Source organism: Zwartia panacis (assembly GCF_030410395.1).
Taxonomy (GTDB): Bacteria; Pseudomonadota; Gammaproteobacteria; order Burkholderiales; family Burkholderiaceae_B; genus Zwartia; species Zwartia panacis.
This window is the reverse complement of the sequence record NZ_JAUHHF010000001.1, coordinates 48,965-65,571: the sequence shown is the minus strand read 5'-3', so window position 1 is coordinate 65,571 and position 16,607 is coordinate 48,965. Positions and strand designations below refer to the sequence as shown.

The 16,607-nt window shown below is 55.4% G+C and carries 12 protein-coding genes, 1 tRNA gene and 1 other RNA gene; 5 read left to right on the top strand and 9 right to left on the bottom strand.

Annotated features, from left to right (window positions below; genetic code table 11):
• The 9 genes from QWY30_RS00305 to xerD form a co-directional block, all read right to left on the bottom strand.
• Positions 1–327, bottom strand: a complete 327-nt coding sequence (locus QWY30_RS00305; RefSeq protein WP_290237237.1) for a YbaB/EbfC family nucleoid-associated protein — start codon at positions 325–327, stop codon at positions 1–3.
• A gap of 54 nt (positions 328–381) precedes the next feature.
• Positions 382–2,223, bottom strand: a complete 1,842-nt coding sequence (gene dnaX / locus QWY30_RS00300) for a DNA polymerase III subunit gamma/tau (RefSeq protein WP_290237236.1) — start codon at positions 2,221–2,223, stop codon at positions 382–384.
• 29 nt (positions 2,224–2,252) lie between these two features.
• An RNA gene (ffs, locus tag QWY30_RS00295) (signal recognition particle sRNA small type) lies at positions 2,253–2,350 on the bottom strand.
• Between the two features lie 25 nt (positions 2,351–2,375).
• Complete coding sequence (locus tag QWY30_RS00290) at positions 2,376–5,699, bottom strand: UvrD-helicase domain-containing protein (RefSeq protein ID WP_290237235.1); 3,324 nt, start codon at positions 5,697–5,699, stop codon at positions 2,376–2,378.
• The gene (locus tag QWY30_RS00285; RefSeq protein WP_290237234.1) at positions 5,689–8,430 is read right to left on the bottom strand and encodes a PD-(D/E)XK nuclease family protein; all 2,742 of its coding nucleotides are present in this window, start codon (positions 8,428–8,430) and stop codon (positions 5,689–5,691) included. The genes QWY30_RS00290 and QWY30_RS00285 overlap by 11 nt, the downstream gene beginning before the upstream one ends.
• 8 nt (positions 8,431–8,438) lie before the next feature.
• A complete protein-coding gene (locus QWY30_RS00280) occupies positions 8,439–8,612 on the bottom strand; it encodes a hypothetical protein (protein WP_290237233.1) in 174 nt (57 codons plus the stop codon).
• A gap of 22 nt (positions 8,613–8,634) precedes the next feature.
• The gene (locus QWY30_RS00275) at positions 8,635–9,888 is read right to left on the bottom strand and encodes an MFS transporter (protein WP_290237232.1); all 1,254 of its coding nucleotides are present in this window, start codon (positions 9,886–9,888) and stop codon (positions 8,635–8,637) included.
• 25 nt (positions 9,889–9,913) lie between these two features.
• Positions 9,914–9,989, bottom strand: a tRNA-Arg gene (locus QWY30_RS00270).
• 24 nt (positions 9,990–10,013) lie between these two features.
• Positions 10,014–10,913 carry a site-specific tyrosine recombinase XerD gene (gene xerD / locus QWY30_RS00265; protein ID WP_290237230.1) on the bottom strand — a complete coding sequence of 300 codons (900 nt, stop codon included), beginning with the start codon at positions 10,911–10,913 and terminating at the stop codon, positions 10,014–10,016.
• A gap of 11 nt (positions 10,914–10,924) precedes the next feature.
• Between xerD and QWY30_RS00260 the strand changes: the two genes are divergently transcribed.
• From QWY30_RS00260 to miaA, 5 genes are all read left to right on the top strand, one after another.
• Positions 10,925–11,881 (top strand): AEC family transporter, encoded by a 957-nt coding sequence (locus QWY30_RS00260; protein WP_435433339.1) that lies wholly within the window; start codon positions 10,925–10,927, stop codon positions 11,879–11,881.
• A gap of 19 nt (positions 11,882–11,900) precedes the next feature.
• Positions 11,901–12,443, top strand: a complete 543-nt coding sequence (gene tsaE, locus QWY30_RS00255) for a tRNA (adenosine(37)-N6)-threonylcarbamoyltransferase complex ATPase subunit type 1 TsaE (protein WP_290237228.1) — start codon at positions 11,901–11,903, stop codon at positions 12,441–12,443.
• The gene (locus tag QWY30_RS00250; RefSeq protein WP_290237226.1) at positions 12,395–13,762 is read left to right on the top strand and encodes an N-acetylmuramoyl-L-alanine amidase; all 1,368 of its coding nucleotides are present in this window, start codon (positions 12,395–12,397) and stop codon (positions 13,760–13,762) included. The genes tsaE and QWY30_RS00250 overlap by 49 nt, the downstream gene beginning before the upstream one ends.
• Positions 13,763–13,829: 67 nt before the next feature.
• Positions 13,830–15,629, top strand: coding sequence for a DNA mismatch repair endonuclease MutL (gene mutL / locus QWY30_RS00245; RefSeq protein ID WP_290237224.1), 1,800 nt, complete (start codon positions 13,830–13,832; stop codon positions 15,627–15,629).
• Positions 15,626–16,606 (top strand): tRNA (adenosine(37)-N6)-dimethylallyltransferase MiaA, encoded by a 981-nt coding sequence (miaA, locus tag QWY30_RS00240; RefSeq protein WP_290237222.1) that lies wholly within the window; start codon positions 15,626–15,628, stop codon positions 16,604–16,606. The genes mutL and miaA overlap by 4 nt, the downstream gene beginning before the upstream one ends.
• Position 16,607: the final 1 nt, after the last annotated feature.

Below are 16,607 nucleotides of genomic sequence, written 5' to 3'. Positions count from 1 at the left end.
TCAGAAAGGAAGCTTCATCCCGGGTGGCAAAGGCATGCCTGCAGTCACGGCAGCCATTTTTTCCGAGGAAGTCGCCTCGGCCTTGCGCAAAGCGTCATTGAACGCGGCAGCCACCAGGTCTTCGAGCATATCTTTGTCATCGGCGAGCAAGGTCGGATCGATCGAGACGCGCTTGACGTCATGACGGCAGGTCATTGTGACTTTTACCAATCCGCCGCCCGAAGCGCCTTCAACCAAAATATCAGCCAAAGCGTCCTGGGCTTTTTTCATGTTTTCCTGCATCTGTTGCGCCTGACGCATCAGACCTGCAATTTGTCCTTTCATCATGATTGGATTTCCTGAATAAAAAATTTAAAAATGAGTCCGAATTCGCATCTGCAATTAGGCAGGCGAGCTCGGCCGGATCGACCCTGGCACCACCTTGGCACCAAAATCCTGAATTAACGCTTGTACAAAAGGATCTTTTTGAATCGAGACCTCCGCGGCCTCCTGTCGGGCTTGCTGCGCGACCAGGTCAAGCGCATGCGCGGAAGAGCCTTCACCCTCGCCGATTTCAAACAGCAGCTCAACCTTGAAGCCAAAATAATCGTTCAGAACAGTCCGTAAGCGCTCGACTGGCGCCCCTTCAGACAAGGCTTTACTCGGCACGCGCAAAGTCAGCTGATGCTTGTTAATCGCCACACACTCTGACTGTCTGGCGAGTTGCTCTGCCAGACCTGACAACGGTAACTTGGCCGCGAATGCTGCCCAAGGCTCGGGAAGGACAATGGTGTCGGAGTTCGAGGCTTGCATCCGCTCATAGTCCTCGGCACTGAGAGAGTATTGGTCGTGCTCAGCGGTGCCCTGAAAACCAAAGCCCTCATCATCATTATCGAACTCGGGTTCGGGTTCGGGTTCGGGCTCAGGTTCGGGTTTAGGAGTAACCAGAGACTTGGATACCGCTTTCGGTGTTGGAAGTGTCGGAGGGGTCGTAGGTGTCGGAGGGGTCGGGGGTGCCGAGGATGTCATGGCTGGAGGTGAAGCAGCCGGGGTGGCAGGCGCAGCAGGGACTTGAGCGGGTACTGCCGCTGTCGCAATCGAGGGGGTTGGCTTGGAAACATTGGGCGATACCGAATCAGGCGCGGGCATCGCAACGCCTGAGGTCCCACCCAAAGACAACATGCGCAGGCACGCCATCACAAAACCTGCATATTCATCAGGCGCAATCGCGAGCTCCGACCGACTATGTACAGCCACCGTATAGAACAACTGCACCACATCCGGGTGCAGCGAAGCGGCAAATCGGCGAATGTCGAGCGCGACGGGATCCGATTCGTCAACCGCAGCACTCACGCGCTGGGCAATCGCGATACGTGAAAGCAATACCGCGAGATCGGCTAAAGCCGCGCGATAGGAGAGACCGCGCGTCGCAAGCTCATCGGCGATCTCAAGCACTGCGGGGGCCTGGCCCGACTGCAAGGCATCCAGCAGCCTAACAAGATGGCGCTGATCAATCGTCCCGAGCATACCTCGCACAGCCTCTTCGGTGAGGTTGCTCGCGCTGTAGGCAATCGCCTGATCGGTAAGCGACAAGGCATCGCGCATTGAACCCGCAGCGGCCTGACCAAGCAGTCGCAAAGCTGGCACTTCGAAAGGGATCTGCTCCTGTCCAAGCACGTTTTCGAGATGGCCGACAATCGCCTCGCCTGGCATTTGCTTGAGATTGAACTGCAAACAACGCGACAGTACAGTGACAGGAATTTTCTGGGGATCGGTCGTCGCGAGGATGAATTTCACATGCGCAGGTGGCTCCTCAAGGGTCTTGAGCATCGCATTAAAAGCGTGCCCCGTGAGCATGTGGACTTCGTCGATCATGTAAACCTTGAAACGACCGGCGCTGGGCGAGTAAACCGCCTGCTCGAGTAGTTGGGTCATTTCATCGACACCGCGATTGGAGGCGGCATCGAGCTCAAGATAATCAACAAAACGGCCCTGGTCGATTTCGGTGCACGCCTGACAAACACCACAAGGGGTCGCCGTGATACCTGTCTCACAATTCAGCGACTTGGCCAAAATACGCGAAAGCGTAGTCTTGCCGACACCCCTCGTACCGGTAAATAGCCAAGCATGGTGAAGTCGCTGGGTCGTCAGTGCATGCGTCAGTGCGCGGACAACGTGGTCCTGACCGACCAGCGTATCGAACGAGCGGGGGCGCCATTTACGCGCGAGGACCAAATAGCTCATAAGTTTTACCGACCACAGACGGAAATTGAAGAGGCGAGCCTGACTTCGGCACTAGTTCTGCACGGCTGTGGCTGCTTCGTTCCCGACCTGACCAGATTGACCGCCGAACCATGCGAAGGGGCCCGCCAACTTAGATTTTAGCAGGGCTTGAGTCAGAGAGCCGGGATGCACTCAAACCAGAGCTGATCTCGAGGAAAATACAAGGCTGCACGGGCTGCAGCGCCATCAAAAGCGTGAAGCTTTTCGCAATACCGCGTCAACTGTGGCCGATAGCGTGAGATCATCCGCTCACCGAAGGCTTCAGGGCTTTCACCCGGCTCTGGCCGTCCTGTTTTGTAATCGACAACGAGCCAACCCTTTTCATCTTTGAGCGCATAATCCAGCACAGACATCTGCCCGGACTCATCGAGTAAAGCCCATTCATGCCTGGCCCGGGACTGACTCAAGAGCCACTGTCCCCGTTCGCTTTTAAGCATCGCCACCAAGGTGTCGATGACTTCGTCGGCCACTTGAGCGATTGCCTCGGCCACGACCCCCATTTGCAAAAGCTGGCGTTCAATGCGATCGCGCTGTTGTTCGATGCGGGTCTGGGACCAAAGCGCCACACCTTGGTCGCCAATGTGTGCCAACCATCCGTGCACCAACACACCCGCTAACCTCTCATAGCTTGACTGAGCTTGCCAGGCATAGGCTGGGTTCTGAACCATTATTGTGTGCAAGGGCTGCGGCGCACGGTTTTTCAAACGTGATAAACGAGGCATCGAGAAAGCAGGTACTGCGCGCTCTGCTTTTGCCGCCTCGTTGACCACGGTCGCAGGCTCAGGAAACTGCACATAAGGGGACAGGCGCGCCAATAAGCTGCCTGAACGGGCCGCAAGCGGTGCGCCAGATTCTGCATCAAGCTGCAACTCTGCCACGAGGTGCAAACTTTCCTTTGCACGCGTCGCAGCAACATACAACAAGCGATCCACCTCATAATCGCTTCGACGCTTGTCACGTTGGGCAAGATATTTGGAAATCACATCCTGTTCCTCGGTTGCACGCGCCTTAATCGGTCCGAGCATCACCTTGTCGGCGACTTGTTCGATTCGAACGAGAGGCGCACGATCCGAAACCGGCGGGTGATGCAAGCCAAATAGAATCACTGATTCAAACTGTAGCCCTTTTGCTTTGTGCATCGTCATCACTTCCACCGAACGTTCACCTGTTTCTGGCGAGGCGAATAAACGGGTCAAACGAGCGTCGAGCACATCCACATCCAGTCCACCGTACGGCGCGATTTTCTCAATCAGGGCGAAGACGCTTTCTGCATCTTGTAAATCGGTGGCCGAGCGGGCAAGCGCCACGCCCCCTAGCAAGCGCCACACTCGCTCGATGCGAGCTGCCAAAGGAGCCAGATCGTCTTCGACCAAAGCATTCAGCAAGACAGGCGCGACCGCGCACAATCGCTCGTACTCGTCAGGGGCCAGGATTTTTTCAGCTTGACAGCGCATGTCAGAATCGGTGCGATGCAAGACACGTTCAAGCAAGGCCGGAATCGCGCCATGACGATCCATACCAAAGAGTCGATGCAAGCTCTCGAGTCGCAAGCCACAATAAGGTGAACGCAATACCGACAACCAGGCTGCCCGATCTCCGGGATGCACCAACGCGCGAATGATCTGAACCAAATCGACCACGTAGGCGCGAAGATGCAAAGGCACCAACTCGACTGCGCGACAGGCGATCCCTTCTTGCGCAAGTAACTGAGTCACATCTTTCAGATGAGAGCGCGCGCGCACCAAGATCGCGACAGGATGCTCTGAATCGGGAAAGTCAGTCAGCGCCTGCCTGACCAGGTCAAGAACAACATCTTGGGAACGCTGTCCGAGCTGTGGACACACACCATGGAATCGCACGGCAGGAGAGATCGTAGCGTCTTTGAAAGACGTTGAGGGTGCGTAGGCAATCGCACCGGCGCAAGGATCATCGGACGCTGGAAAAAGCGATGAAAAAGCGTGATTCACCCAATCGACAATTCCGCTTTGGGAACGGAAATTATCTGTCAGCGTAAGGCATTCAGGACGAATAGATCCCAAACCCTCGTCGCGCACACGCAAAAACAGCACCACATCGGCTTTACGAAAACGATAAATCGATTGCATCGGATCGCCCACCAGGAAAAGTGTGCGTCCATCTCCTTGTTGCCAACCTGCGGTGATTTTTTCAATCAAGGAAATTTGCGACTGGCTTGTATCTTGAAACTCGTCGATTAAAAGATGACGGATGTTTTGATCGAGCTTGAGTAATAACTCGGTAGGTTCTTCGGCACGCCCAAGCGCCTGATCTGCACGACGGGCGATTTCGATGAAATCAACCTCGCCCACCTCCATGAATCTCAGCATCAGCTGTGCTGCGGCGAGTCGCAAACAAGTGAGTTGTGCCTGGAGAATTTCCCACTGCTGCACAGAGAACACAGGCTCAGGCGTATGGACAATGGCTTGCAAGCGCACGACCCAAGCGGGCGGCTCGTCAGATTCGACACCTCGCAACCATTCGAGCAGGCGTTCCTTATGTTCTGTTTTGGGGAGAAAGCCCTGATTTTTATTCACCGTTTTGCGCAGGCTTCCCGCGCTCGTCAGTAGCAGTGCAGCCAGTCCTTTCCAGCGTTCAAGCTCGCCCGCATCCGCTTCAAAAGCCCCTCCGTCCCAGTCCAGGAGCGCGACGATCGGATGCGTGGGTTCAGTTTGCAACAAAACGTCCGCAGCGCCACGCGCGATCGGCGCCAGCTGCTCCGCCCAACCTGCTGGCATCAGTGCAAGCAACCCCGCCAGATCCTGACAGACGGCGTCGCAGAAGTTTTCCTCAAGCACATGGCGATCATCACCCTCAGGCAGCAACGGCAGCCATTGATCGCGCTGCCCCAGCATATCGGCAAGCGCTTCACAGGTCTGGGACACATCGAGATCCATATGCTCAAGCAAACGCGTGACAGCTTCAACCTCCCCCACCATCTCAAGCGTCTGTCGCGCAGCCTCAAGGTAGTGCGCGCGCGCATCATCCACAAGTTTAGGCACACCACCCATGGAAGAAAGCCAGGGCATATTTCGAACAAGCGATGCACAAAAGGCGTCTATGGTTCTAATCGATAAACGCGCAGGGTGTTGCAGCAAGGCCCACCCGAACTCCCGATCTCTTGCCAGTGCAGCACGTCCAAGGGTCCAGCTTTTAAGCGCATGAGCAGCCTCGGGAGGTTCAGGATTTTCGGCGCGACGAAGCTTCTCAAGGACACGCTCGTGCATTTCGGCAGCGGCCTTGCGCGTAAAGGTAATCGCGGCGATTTCCTCCGGACGGCCAACGATCGCCAACAAGGCCAAAATGCGATCCGTCAACAACTCCGTCTTACCTGATCCGGCAGGCGCTTGCACCAGAAAAGACTCTCGCGGGTCTGTCGCACGTTCCCGCACAGCCCAATCACTTGGCTGTCTATTCGACATCTTTTTCTCCCAGGGAAGCTGGGCGAGTCATGTCCAGCATCTCATCGAGCACCTCCAGCCCATCGTCATAGCACCTGAGCAAAGCGGGCACATCGCAATACTGCAAATCGTGACGCGACCATGACAAATTGACGGCCAATCCGGAAGTGAACTCCGAGGCAAGCGCATACACCACATCCTTGAGACGTGTCATCGTCGCTGACCAATCCGCATCCGGATAGCTAGCATCCTGAATAAGGACCGGCCCACGTACGCCGATGTCTCGGCTCAGCAGACCAGTGGGAAGCTGTGGCCCAGAATGCAAGTGCACAAGCATCAAACCCGCAACCGTATCGAGCATTCCTTCTTTATCCAACACTGCGGCATAGGCTGGCAGTTGAAGCTGAACAGGACGGTCACGCTGCCAATCACTGAGTACTTTCGGAAGACTCCCTCCGGCTTTGTAATCAATGACGACATGATCTCCATTCTCGAGTTGATCCATGCGATCAAGTCGAACACTCAACGTCAACCCAGAGACGGACAGTTCATGTTTCTCCTCGATCTGAACCGCCGTAAAAGAATCCCTTTCACATTCCAACGCAAGCCAGGCCGTCACAATAGCCAGCGCCCGTTTTTCCTCGAGAGCACGCAATGCGGGATTGAAAGCTGTGAGCTCCTGGTCAGCAGAGGCATGAATCAGTCTCTCAAGTATTTCTCGCAACTCGCCAGCTGCGGTGATCTGCTGACATTGCGCCTGAGTTCTGAATGTTTCCCAAACTTCTTGCATCACAGCATGCAAAAACATGCCACGTGCCGAGACAGGCGCCAACTCCGAATATGCGGGCAGTCCATAGGCGCCCAGACGATAACGGACAAACGCCCAGAGGGGATTGCGCGCCTGAGTTTCGAGCAAGGCAATACCGCCCTTAACGTTTTCCTCGGGTCGTAAAACTGGCGCCTGACTGTCCTCAATGAACTCGAGTGCCTCGCAGCCTGGTTGCTCGTTCGGCACAAGCTTGTCATGACTGGTCAGCGGAACATCTTGAATCAAGGCCGAGGGTCGCAAACCCCGCTCCCCCTCATGTCTGGGAGCACTCAGGACAACATCTGGCGCGAGCGCGCATAATTGTCGGTACATATGCGCAGCCCACTCGCGTTCTCGCTCGGGTGTAGCGCGGGGCGCACCTACACGCCGCAACTCGGACAGTGGGACAAAAGGATTCGGTTTCGGGATGGCTGGAAATACCTCGTCCGTCAGCCCCAAAATCCAGACCCCATCCCAGCTACCGCCCTCTGCTTCAAGCATCCCCAGCACATCGAGTCGTGCCTGTGGATCGCGTTGAGGCTGAAAAGGGATGCTACGGGCCAGGCGTCCAAAAATACTCAACGCCTCGGATGCTGACAGAGAGGCGACAACCGGAGATAAAGCATCGAATCGCTCGAATAACTGATCGAGTGCCTCGATCACCTGGTACACGGTCGAGCTCTGTTTCGTGCGTCCTGGAAAACCCAGCGTTGAGAGTGTTTGACGAAAAGCCATGGACCATAAGCGAACCGAACCTTTGCGCGGTAATTCCGACCAGGATTGCCAAGCGAGATGCCACGCAGGAGAGAGCTGTTTAAGGGGCTCAATCTTTCTGGACCAAGCCATCACACTCAGCTCAACAACCTGATTGTGACGCCAGTCCGCATCCAGGCGGGCACGGTCACCCAACTCTGCCAGGTCTCCCGCGCAATAGCCTGAAAGAAGCGCCGCACCAAGCTCACTGGCCCGCGCTTGACGTTGCTCTTTGAACAGAACAAATGTGCGCAGCCAGGCCAACACCGCGCGCACAGCTTGCCACTCGGACAGAGGACGAGCCAACGCGACGTTGTAGGGAAAAGCCTGCGCGCCGAGGCCTGACAGATCCGACTGGGCTGACTGATCCTCGAGCACGCGACTCAAAGACCTGCGTGCATACGCCACTTCGGCCTCGAGATTCACCGCGATGATGGCGTAGCGTCCTTCGGGATTCTTTGCCAGATTGGCGCGCGCCCAATGGGCAGCCGCCAACCACTCATCCTGAGTGGTGTCGAACATCATGCGCGTCAATCGAGGCTGCACCGATACGCCTGACTCCAGAACAGAAATAGACACTCCTCGCTCAACCAATGCGGCGAGTAATTGCGACATACGTGGAGAGATTTCAGCAAACCCGGCCAGTAGCAATTGAGGTTTGACAGGAAGTCCTGCGCGCACATGTTCAATCACGCGCGCCAAACCGAGATTCGGATCCAACGCATCCAGACGCGAGAGTTCTTCACGGTAACGCTCTCGCCACAACATGAAGTGCGCGTATTCCTCCGTAGTTGAAGTCTCGCCAACCTCGATCATCCACTCATCGATCAGTTTATCTGCCTGCTGCGCAGCGATCGCGGCCTGTTGTGTATCGAGCAGAGGCTCATCGGCCTCGATCGCCTCGATCACCCTTGCCCATAACAACTGCGAACCAAAAGCATCCAGGAGCACCGAATGGGATTTGAGCGACTCATGAAAACCCGCTTGTACGAGCTGTTGAGAAATCCATGCAGACCAGGGGACGATCGTGGGCATCTCGCGAACAGAAGCAGAGGTTCCCGAGCGTTGCGCCAAATCTTGAACAACACGCCTGGCCAGGCGATTATTCACTGTCAAAACGGTTGTTTCAGTCGCTTTGAGTTGCGCAAGCGCGGACAATGAAACTCGGGGACACGCATCAAGGTTGATCATACGCGCTGTTAGAAGCCGCACATCGATGCAATGGCTTCCCAACTGACGCGCATCGCCGGCGTGAGATACCCCATGAAACCCACCGCAAGCACAGCGATAAAAATGAGACCGAGCGTGACTCTGAGCCACAGAGAAATCCGTCGTGGCTGCGCAGGCTGTTCTTGCTGGGTCTGCTGCATCATAGGTCGGACCTCCATCAGTCACTTAGCTCGCTTGCGGGCTCGCTATTCCGGGTAACTTGATCGCGATAGGCTTTTCCCGCACAGGCAAACATAATGCTGCGGCGACAAGCGAGAGCGCGATTGCCATCCACCAGACCAGATCATAACTCCCGGTGACCGTCTGCACACGACCACCCAGCCAGACGCCGATGAAGCTACCGAGCTGATGCCCTAAAAACACCATACCTGACAACGTCGCTGCGAAACGCAATCCATAAATCTGAGCGATCAAGCCTTGCGTCAGCGGTACCGTACCCAGCCAAAACACACCCATCCATGCAGCAAAGATATAAAGCACAAAAGGCGTCGTCGGCATCAATAGAATCCAGATCAAACCAACCGAGCGCATCGCGTAAATACCCGCAAGCAAGTTCTTTTTGCTGTAAATGCCACCGAGTTTGCCTGCGGTAAAGGAACCGAAAACATTAAAGAGACCAATCAACCCGATCGCAATCGCACCTGTCCCGGCATTGAGTCCCTTGTCCACAACGAACGCTGGCAAGTGCAAGGTGATGAATGCCGTGTGAAACCCGCAAACAAAATAGCCCCAGAACAGGAAATGAAAAGTCGGGTGGCGCAAGGCCTGTGCGATCGCTGAAAACATGGACTGTTGCGGGCCTGCAGTGACACCCGGTTTACCACGCAAAAACCACACAAGCGGCAATGTCGCGGCAAATACGGCGGACATCACCCAATAGGCGCCAGTCCAGTCCAGTGTATCAATCAAGAGCTGACCGGTCGGTACCACCAGGAATTGTCCCAAAGATCCGCCCGCACTGGCGATTCCCATAGCGGTGCTCCGATGCGCGACTGGGACCGTGCGCGCAATCACAGGCAAAATCACCGCGAAAGTCGTGCCGGCCTGACCCAGACCGATCAGAACACCGGCAGTCAGATAAAACTCCGTTTCCGAACTTGCCAGGCGCGTACCAATCAGACCCAGCGCATACAAAACGATCGACAGCGCGATGGTACGACCTGAGCCGAAACGATCAGCCATCATGCCCGCGCCAATCGCGCCAAACCCCCACACCAGATTCTGGACGGCAAAGGCGAGCGAAAACACCTCCCGCCCCCACCCTCGCTCCAAACCCATCGGCTGGATAAACAAACCGATCGTGGCGCGGATACCCATCGCCAACAGCACGATGAAAGTTCCCACCAGAATGGTTCTAAAAGCGATTGGGTTATCCAGTAATTTGCCTGGATCCGTTGCAGTGCTGTTTGTTTGCGTCATGAAATGAACAGGCAAAAGGATAATGTGGCGCCGCCGAGACGAATCGAACGTCCGACTCCCTTCTTAGGAGGAAGGTACTCTATCCACTGAGTTACGGCGGCGTATTGTCTAGTTTAACAAGTCCCTCAACCTCGCGGGTGATGCTGCGCATGCAGACTCTTTAAGCGTTCGCGCGCAACATGGGTATAAATCTGTGTGGTTGAAATATCGGCATGTCCGAGCAACATTTGCACCACGCGCAAATCCGCACCGTGATTGAGCAAATGCGTAGCGAACGCGTGGCGAAGGACATGCGGCGAGAGAGGCGCCCGAACACCGGCAAGCACGGCATATTTTTTGATCAGCAACCAAAACGACTGGCGCGTCATGGGCATGGCGCGAGATGTCACGAACATGGCGGGACTAGTGCGCTCTCCGAGCAAAATCGGTCTCGAATCTTTCATGTAAGTCGAAATCCAGTGGGCCGCCTCGGCGCCCAGCGGTACCAGACGGTCTTTTCCGCCCTTGCCCTGCACGACTCTCAACACACCATCGGACAAACTGATATCCAAAACACCGACGCTGACAAGTTCGGATACGCGCAAGCCCGTGGCATACAAAACCTCAAGCATCGCGCGATCACGCAACCCTCGAGGCGTATGAACCGGTGGCTGCTTGAGCAAAGCCTCAACCTGTCCCTCGGACAATGTCTTGGGTACACGCAGAGGTTGTCGCGCAGTGGTCAATTGCAGGCAAGGATCCGTTGATACGCGCTGATGGCGCATGGCCCAAAGATAATAGCGACGCAGCGTCGCGAGCCTGCGATTTGCCGTGCTGGGTTTAGTGTGCGCATGCAACGCTGCGAACCATGATTCGATATCCCCGCCAGTGGCTGCATCCAGGGCGATACCGCGTTCAGCGTTGAGCCACTGTTCAAACGCACACAAATCCCGACGGTACGCCGAGAGTGTGTTTGCAGCTAGTCCATCCTCGAGCCAGACGGCATCGATGAAAGCGCTGACTGCACTTGATTCCTGAACACTCATGAAAGGATGCAATGTCGCGAATTGAAGAATTAATAGTAGCATTGAGCACCATCATTTTTTCTCGCGTCCCGCACATGTCTGTCGCCCTGCTCGTCTTGCCTGAGTTTTTAATGATCGCCTTCGGCTGGTTATTAAAAAGAAAATTCGGGTTTTCGAGCGAATTCTTCACAAGCGTCGAAAAGCTTGTTTATTACGTTCTCTTTCCCGCACTGCTGTTTCATTCCATCACGCGCGTGCCCATCACGCTGGAGTCCGCGGCAGATCCTCTAGCAGGGACTATCGCCGTCGCAACAGCGGGCATCGCGATGTCTTGGCTGGCAAGTCCTGTACTGCGACCACCTGCACTGGCGATGGCCTCGATCGCTCAATGCGGCTATCGCTTTAACGCCTACATCGCGCTGGCTCTCTCGCTGAGTCTGGGCGGTCCTGATGGACAAGCCATCATGGCACTTATCGTGGGTATCGCTGTGCCATTCGTCAACGTGGCCGCGGTATATGGACTAGCCAGACAGCAAGGGTCGGGGATTCTGTCGTCGCTGATTCGCAATCCACTTTTTATCTCGACCACGCTCGGACTGGCCTGCAACTTGGCGGGCTTGCCGATTCCAGCTTTCATCAGCACTTTGTTGGCCAAACTCGGCGCGGCTTCCATTGCGATGGGTATCATTTGCGTAGGTGCAAGTTTGCTGTGGCAACCCAGTCAAACCAACTTTAAATTATTAAGCTGGATGTTGATTGTTAAATTACTCGCACTTCCAGTGTGCGCCTGGTTCATTGCAAACTGGCTGGAACTCGAACCATTGAAAAAACAAATACTGGTGCTGTTCGCTGCCCTGCCTCCTGCTCCAACCGCCTATGTCCTGGCTGTCCGGATGGGAGGCGATGGAAAGCTCGTCAGCCTGATGATCTCGACTGGCACGCTCTTGGCAGCTCTCACCCTTCCATTATGGTTGCTGCTGCTTGCTTGACGCGCTGAACACAAAAGACATGACCCCTACGCCTTTTAAAACGATCTCTTTCGCATTGCCCAACGAGTCCGATACGGATCGCCTTGGACAAGCGCTCGCACAGGTCGCGGCAGACCTGCAACCCACGGTATCCGGAAGTATTCCCGGACCTGAAGCAGGCGGACGCATTCACCTTCAAGGGGACCTTGGTGCAGGTAAAACTTCCTTAGTTAGAGCATTTTTACGACAGTGTGGTGTTTCTGGCCGAATCAAGAGTCCAAGTTACGCTTTACTTGAATCTTATGAAGTTTCTAACTTATACTTGTATCATCTTGATTTTTATAGATTTAGCGACCCTGCCGAATGGCTCGATGCTGGATTCCGGGATTTACTCAACAAACAAGCGCTTGTTTTGATCGAATGGCCTGAACGTGCAGGCGACTTGTTGAGATATCCGGATCTACTTATTGAGCTGTCCTATGCAGGGCAGGGGCGCCAAGCAACACTCAGTGCTTACACAGTAAAAGGGCTTCAATGGATCGACGCACTGCCTCAGACAATTCGGGACGCTCAGCTGAGCTGAAAGCGCCTGCTCGTCGTCGTCTGTTGGGCGCTGCCACGATTTTGCTTTTACCCGTGATTCCTCGGGTCGCCATGGCGGCCAAGCTGCTCGCTGTTCGCACATGGCCCGCAGAAGACTACACGCGTGTCACGCTCGAGCTGGATAGCGAATTACGCGCCGAACACTTCACACTTGAAAATCCACATCGCATGGTGGTGGATATTCAAGGCATGGAGATGAATCCCGCACTCAACGATCTGGTGCGCAAGGTGCGCCCCGACGATCCATACATCAGCTCCCTGCGCGTCGCGCAAAACCGGGCGAATGTGATTCGTATCGTTTTTGATTTAAAGCAGGCGATCGCGCCTCAAGTGTTCACCCTCAAGCCTGTCGGTGACTACAAGTTCCGGCTTGTGCTGGATCTATACCCTAAAGTCGCGCAAGATCCGCTGACGGCCCTGCTCAAAAAAATGCCGCAGAAAAAGCTGGATGAAGATCCGCTTGCCCGCGTGCTCAACGACATTAGCAACAATCCCAAAGGCACCGGCATGACAGCCATGCCTGTCATCCCCAACTCCGTTGCGCCTGCGACAGGTCCAAGCAGCCCAGGCAAAAGTCCGACTCCGCTGGGTCGACGTCGCATGGTCACGATCGCTCTCGATGCCGGACACGGTGGAGAGGATCCAGGTGCGATCGGCAAAGGCGGCACGCGGGAAAAAGACGTCGTCTTGGCGATTGCTCAAAAGCTCAAGGCCCGTATTGACGCGACTCCCGGCATGCGTGCCTACCTGACGCGCGATGGCGATTACTTTGTTCCGCTGCATGTGCGTGTGGAGAAAGCGCGCCGGGTCAAAGCCGATCTCTTCGTTTCCATTCATGCTGACGCTTTTCCAAGACCGACTGCAGGCGGCAGTTCAGTCTATGTCCTGTCCGAGCGCGGCGCCTCGAGTACTGCTGCAAAATGGCTCGCTGAAAAAGAAAACTCTGCTGATCTGATTGGCGGCATCAACATTCAGACTCAAAATCAGCAAGTTGCCAAAATTTTGTTGGACCTCTCGACCTCTGCCCAGATCAAAGACTCCACGCAATTGGCCTCGAATATGCTGGACCAACTCCGGAACGTTTACCGTTTGCACAAGCCGCAAGTCGAAAATGCAGGCTTTGCAGTGCTGCGAGCGCCCGATATGCCTTCGATTTTGGTCGAAACCGCCTTCATCAGCAATCCGACCGAAGAGCAAATGCTGCGCAGCGCCCAAACACAAGATCGCTTTGCTGTCGCCATGCACACAGGCATTCAGCAGTTTTTCAGAGCGAATCCGCACCTGGCCAGCACGGGTTAAGTCAACCACACGAACATTCGACCCGACAAGCCTCTAGAATAGAGGTTCTCTTTTGTTCGTATTCAATATGTCGACTCGCCGCCCAATCTGTGCCCTGCCCGACCTGCTTGTGAGTCAAATCGCCGCAGGTGAAGTGATCGAGCGTCCCGCTTCCGTTCTAAAAGAACTTGTGGAAAACGCTGTAGACGCCGGTGCGCAAACGGTGGAAATCAGACTTGAAGCCGGCGGTATACGGCGAATCGCCGTGATTGACGACGGTAGTGGGATCGAAAAAAATGAGCTCGCGCTTGCGCTCACACGGCATGCGACCAGCAAAATCAGCTCGATTGAAGAACTGGAGTCGGTTCACTCGATGGGCTTTCGCGGTGAGGCTCTCGCCTCGATCGCCGCGGTCTCACAACTGTCTCTCATTTCCCGAACAAAAGACGCAGAGCATGCCTGGTGTCTGGAACCGGGTGCAGTAGAGGCGACCGCTGCGTCCGGGGCTTTGGGCACGACAGTAGATGTCAAATATTTATTCGATCGTGTTCCCGCTCGACGCAAGTTTTTACGCGCCGAGGCTACCGAATTTGGTCATTGTATCGACGCGATCGAACGTATCGCGCTGGCATTTCCTGAAGTCGGCTTTCGCGTGTTTCACAATGATCGTGCAGTCAGACAATGGCTGCCAACCTCGGCCCTCAAACGCATCAGCGATGTGCTGGGTACGGAATTCAACGAACACGGAATCGAAGTGAACGCCCAAGGCGGCATGATTTCTTTGATGGGTGTCGTGACACGCCCGACGGCGGCACGCGCCCGCGCAGATCGCCAGTTTTTGTTTGTCAATGGTCGTCATGTACGTGATCGCACCGTCTCTCACGCTATTCGCAGTGCCTATGCAGATGTCCTGCATGGTGACCGACAGCCAGCTTTTGTGCTTTTTTTACAGATCGATCCGAGCGCCGTCGATGTCAACGTTCACCCAGCCAAACACGAGGTTCGCTTTCGCGACTCCGGCGCTGTCCATCGTTTTGTCCAACAAACCGTGACTCAAGCGCTTGCAGGTGTCGCAGGCGCACAAAATGAAAACGCGTTTGCCGCGACGACCTTTGCCACGACATCCTTTGAACCCTCTGCCGCCACGTCTGCTTCGTCTGAGTTTTCAACGCGCAATGAAACAAGTTTTACTCCACAAGCCAATATTCAACGCGCTTTTCATTTGCGCGAAACTGGACACGCTCACTCAACCTCTCCCCAAGCCTGGCAGACACTCTACGCACCCCTTGAAGAGCAGCCTCCAGTTTGGCCACTCGGTCGCGCGCTCGCTCAGGTACACGGCATCTACATTCTCGCGCAGACGAGTTCGGGACTTGCGTTAATCGACATGCACGCCGCGCACGAGCGTGTGGTCTATGAGCAATTGAAAAAAGCACTGGATTCGCAATCCCTGCCACAACAAGCTTTGCTTGTTCCGGTCGTATTCCGAGTCACTGAGAAGGAACTCGCACTCGTCCAGGAGTTTGAGGAACAGATCAGTCGGCTGGGTTTTGAAATGGCTGCAGTCGGACCGCAGTCCATGGCGCTTCGCGCGGTGCCGGCGATGCTTGCCCGGGGAGATCTTGAGGCATTGGCCCGAGGCGTTCTGCGTGATCTCGAACAGATCGGCGCGAGTCAGCTTTTGACTGAACAACGTAACACCTTGCTTGCAACCATGGCTTGCCACGGCGCCGTACGCGCCAACCGTCAATTGACTCTCGAGGAAATGAACGCTCTGCTTCGTCAGATGGAACAAACCGAGCGGGCAGATCAATGCAATCACGGTCGACCGACCTGGATTCACTGGAGCGTGTCGGATTTGGACAAACTTTTCTTGCGCGGCCAATGACAGAGCGCGCTCACTCTGCATCATCGTCGAATCCGCCCGCATTGCTATGTCTAGCCGGTCCGACCGCGAGCGGCAAGAGTGCGATCGCCCGCGCGATCGCTCAACAATGGCCGTGCGAAATCATTAACGTCGACTCCGCCACAATTTATCGCGGTATGGATATCGGGACAGCCAAACCTTCCCGCGAAGAACGCGCCATGATCCAGCACCATTTACTGGATATTCTGGATCCTCTTGAATCCTACTCGGCAGCCGCTTTTAGACGCGATGCACTGACTTGTGTGGCGCAAATCCGGTCACGCGGACGCCTGCCAATATTGGTGGGCGGCACGATGCTTTATTTCAAAGCCTTGCGCGAGGGACTCAATGATCTGCCTACTGCGAACCCAGAGATTAGAAAAGAGCTGGAGACACGCGCTGCCCAGCTGGGTTGGCCTGCCATGCATGAAGCATTACGTGCGATCGACCCAGTAACAGCAGTCAGGCTCTCACCTAATGATAGTCAGCGCATTCAGCGTGCACTGGAAATCTGGCATATCAGTGGCAAACCCATGTCAGAACTGCTCAACGCCTCCGAGCAAACGGATCAGCCTCTCAAGACGGTGACGCTGAGCCTTGAGCCTGCGCAACGCAGCAACTTGCATCAGCGCATCGCGTTACGGTTTGATGCGATGTTGAAGGAGGGACTGGTGGAGGAAGTGCAGGCACTGCGCGCGCGTGGAGACCTTCATACCGACCTGCCCGCCATCCGTTGCGTGGGTTACCGTCAACTTTGGAGCATGCTGAGTGGAGAGGTCACGCCTGAGCAGGCAAGAGAACAGGCGATTGCTGCGACCCGGCAACTCGCCAAAAGGCAACTCACCTGGCTACGCAGTCTGCCAGAGAGACTGACCGTTGAAGCCGATGCGCCAGGCGCGCTTGAGCGCACCCTCGCGATCGTCGGTCGACTGATCGACGATCGGACGATTACGGACTGAC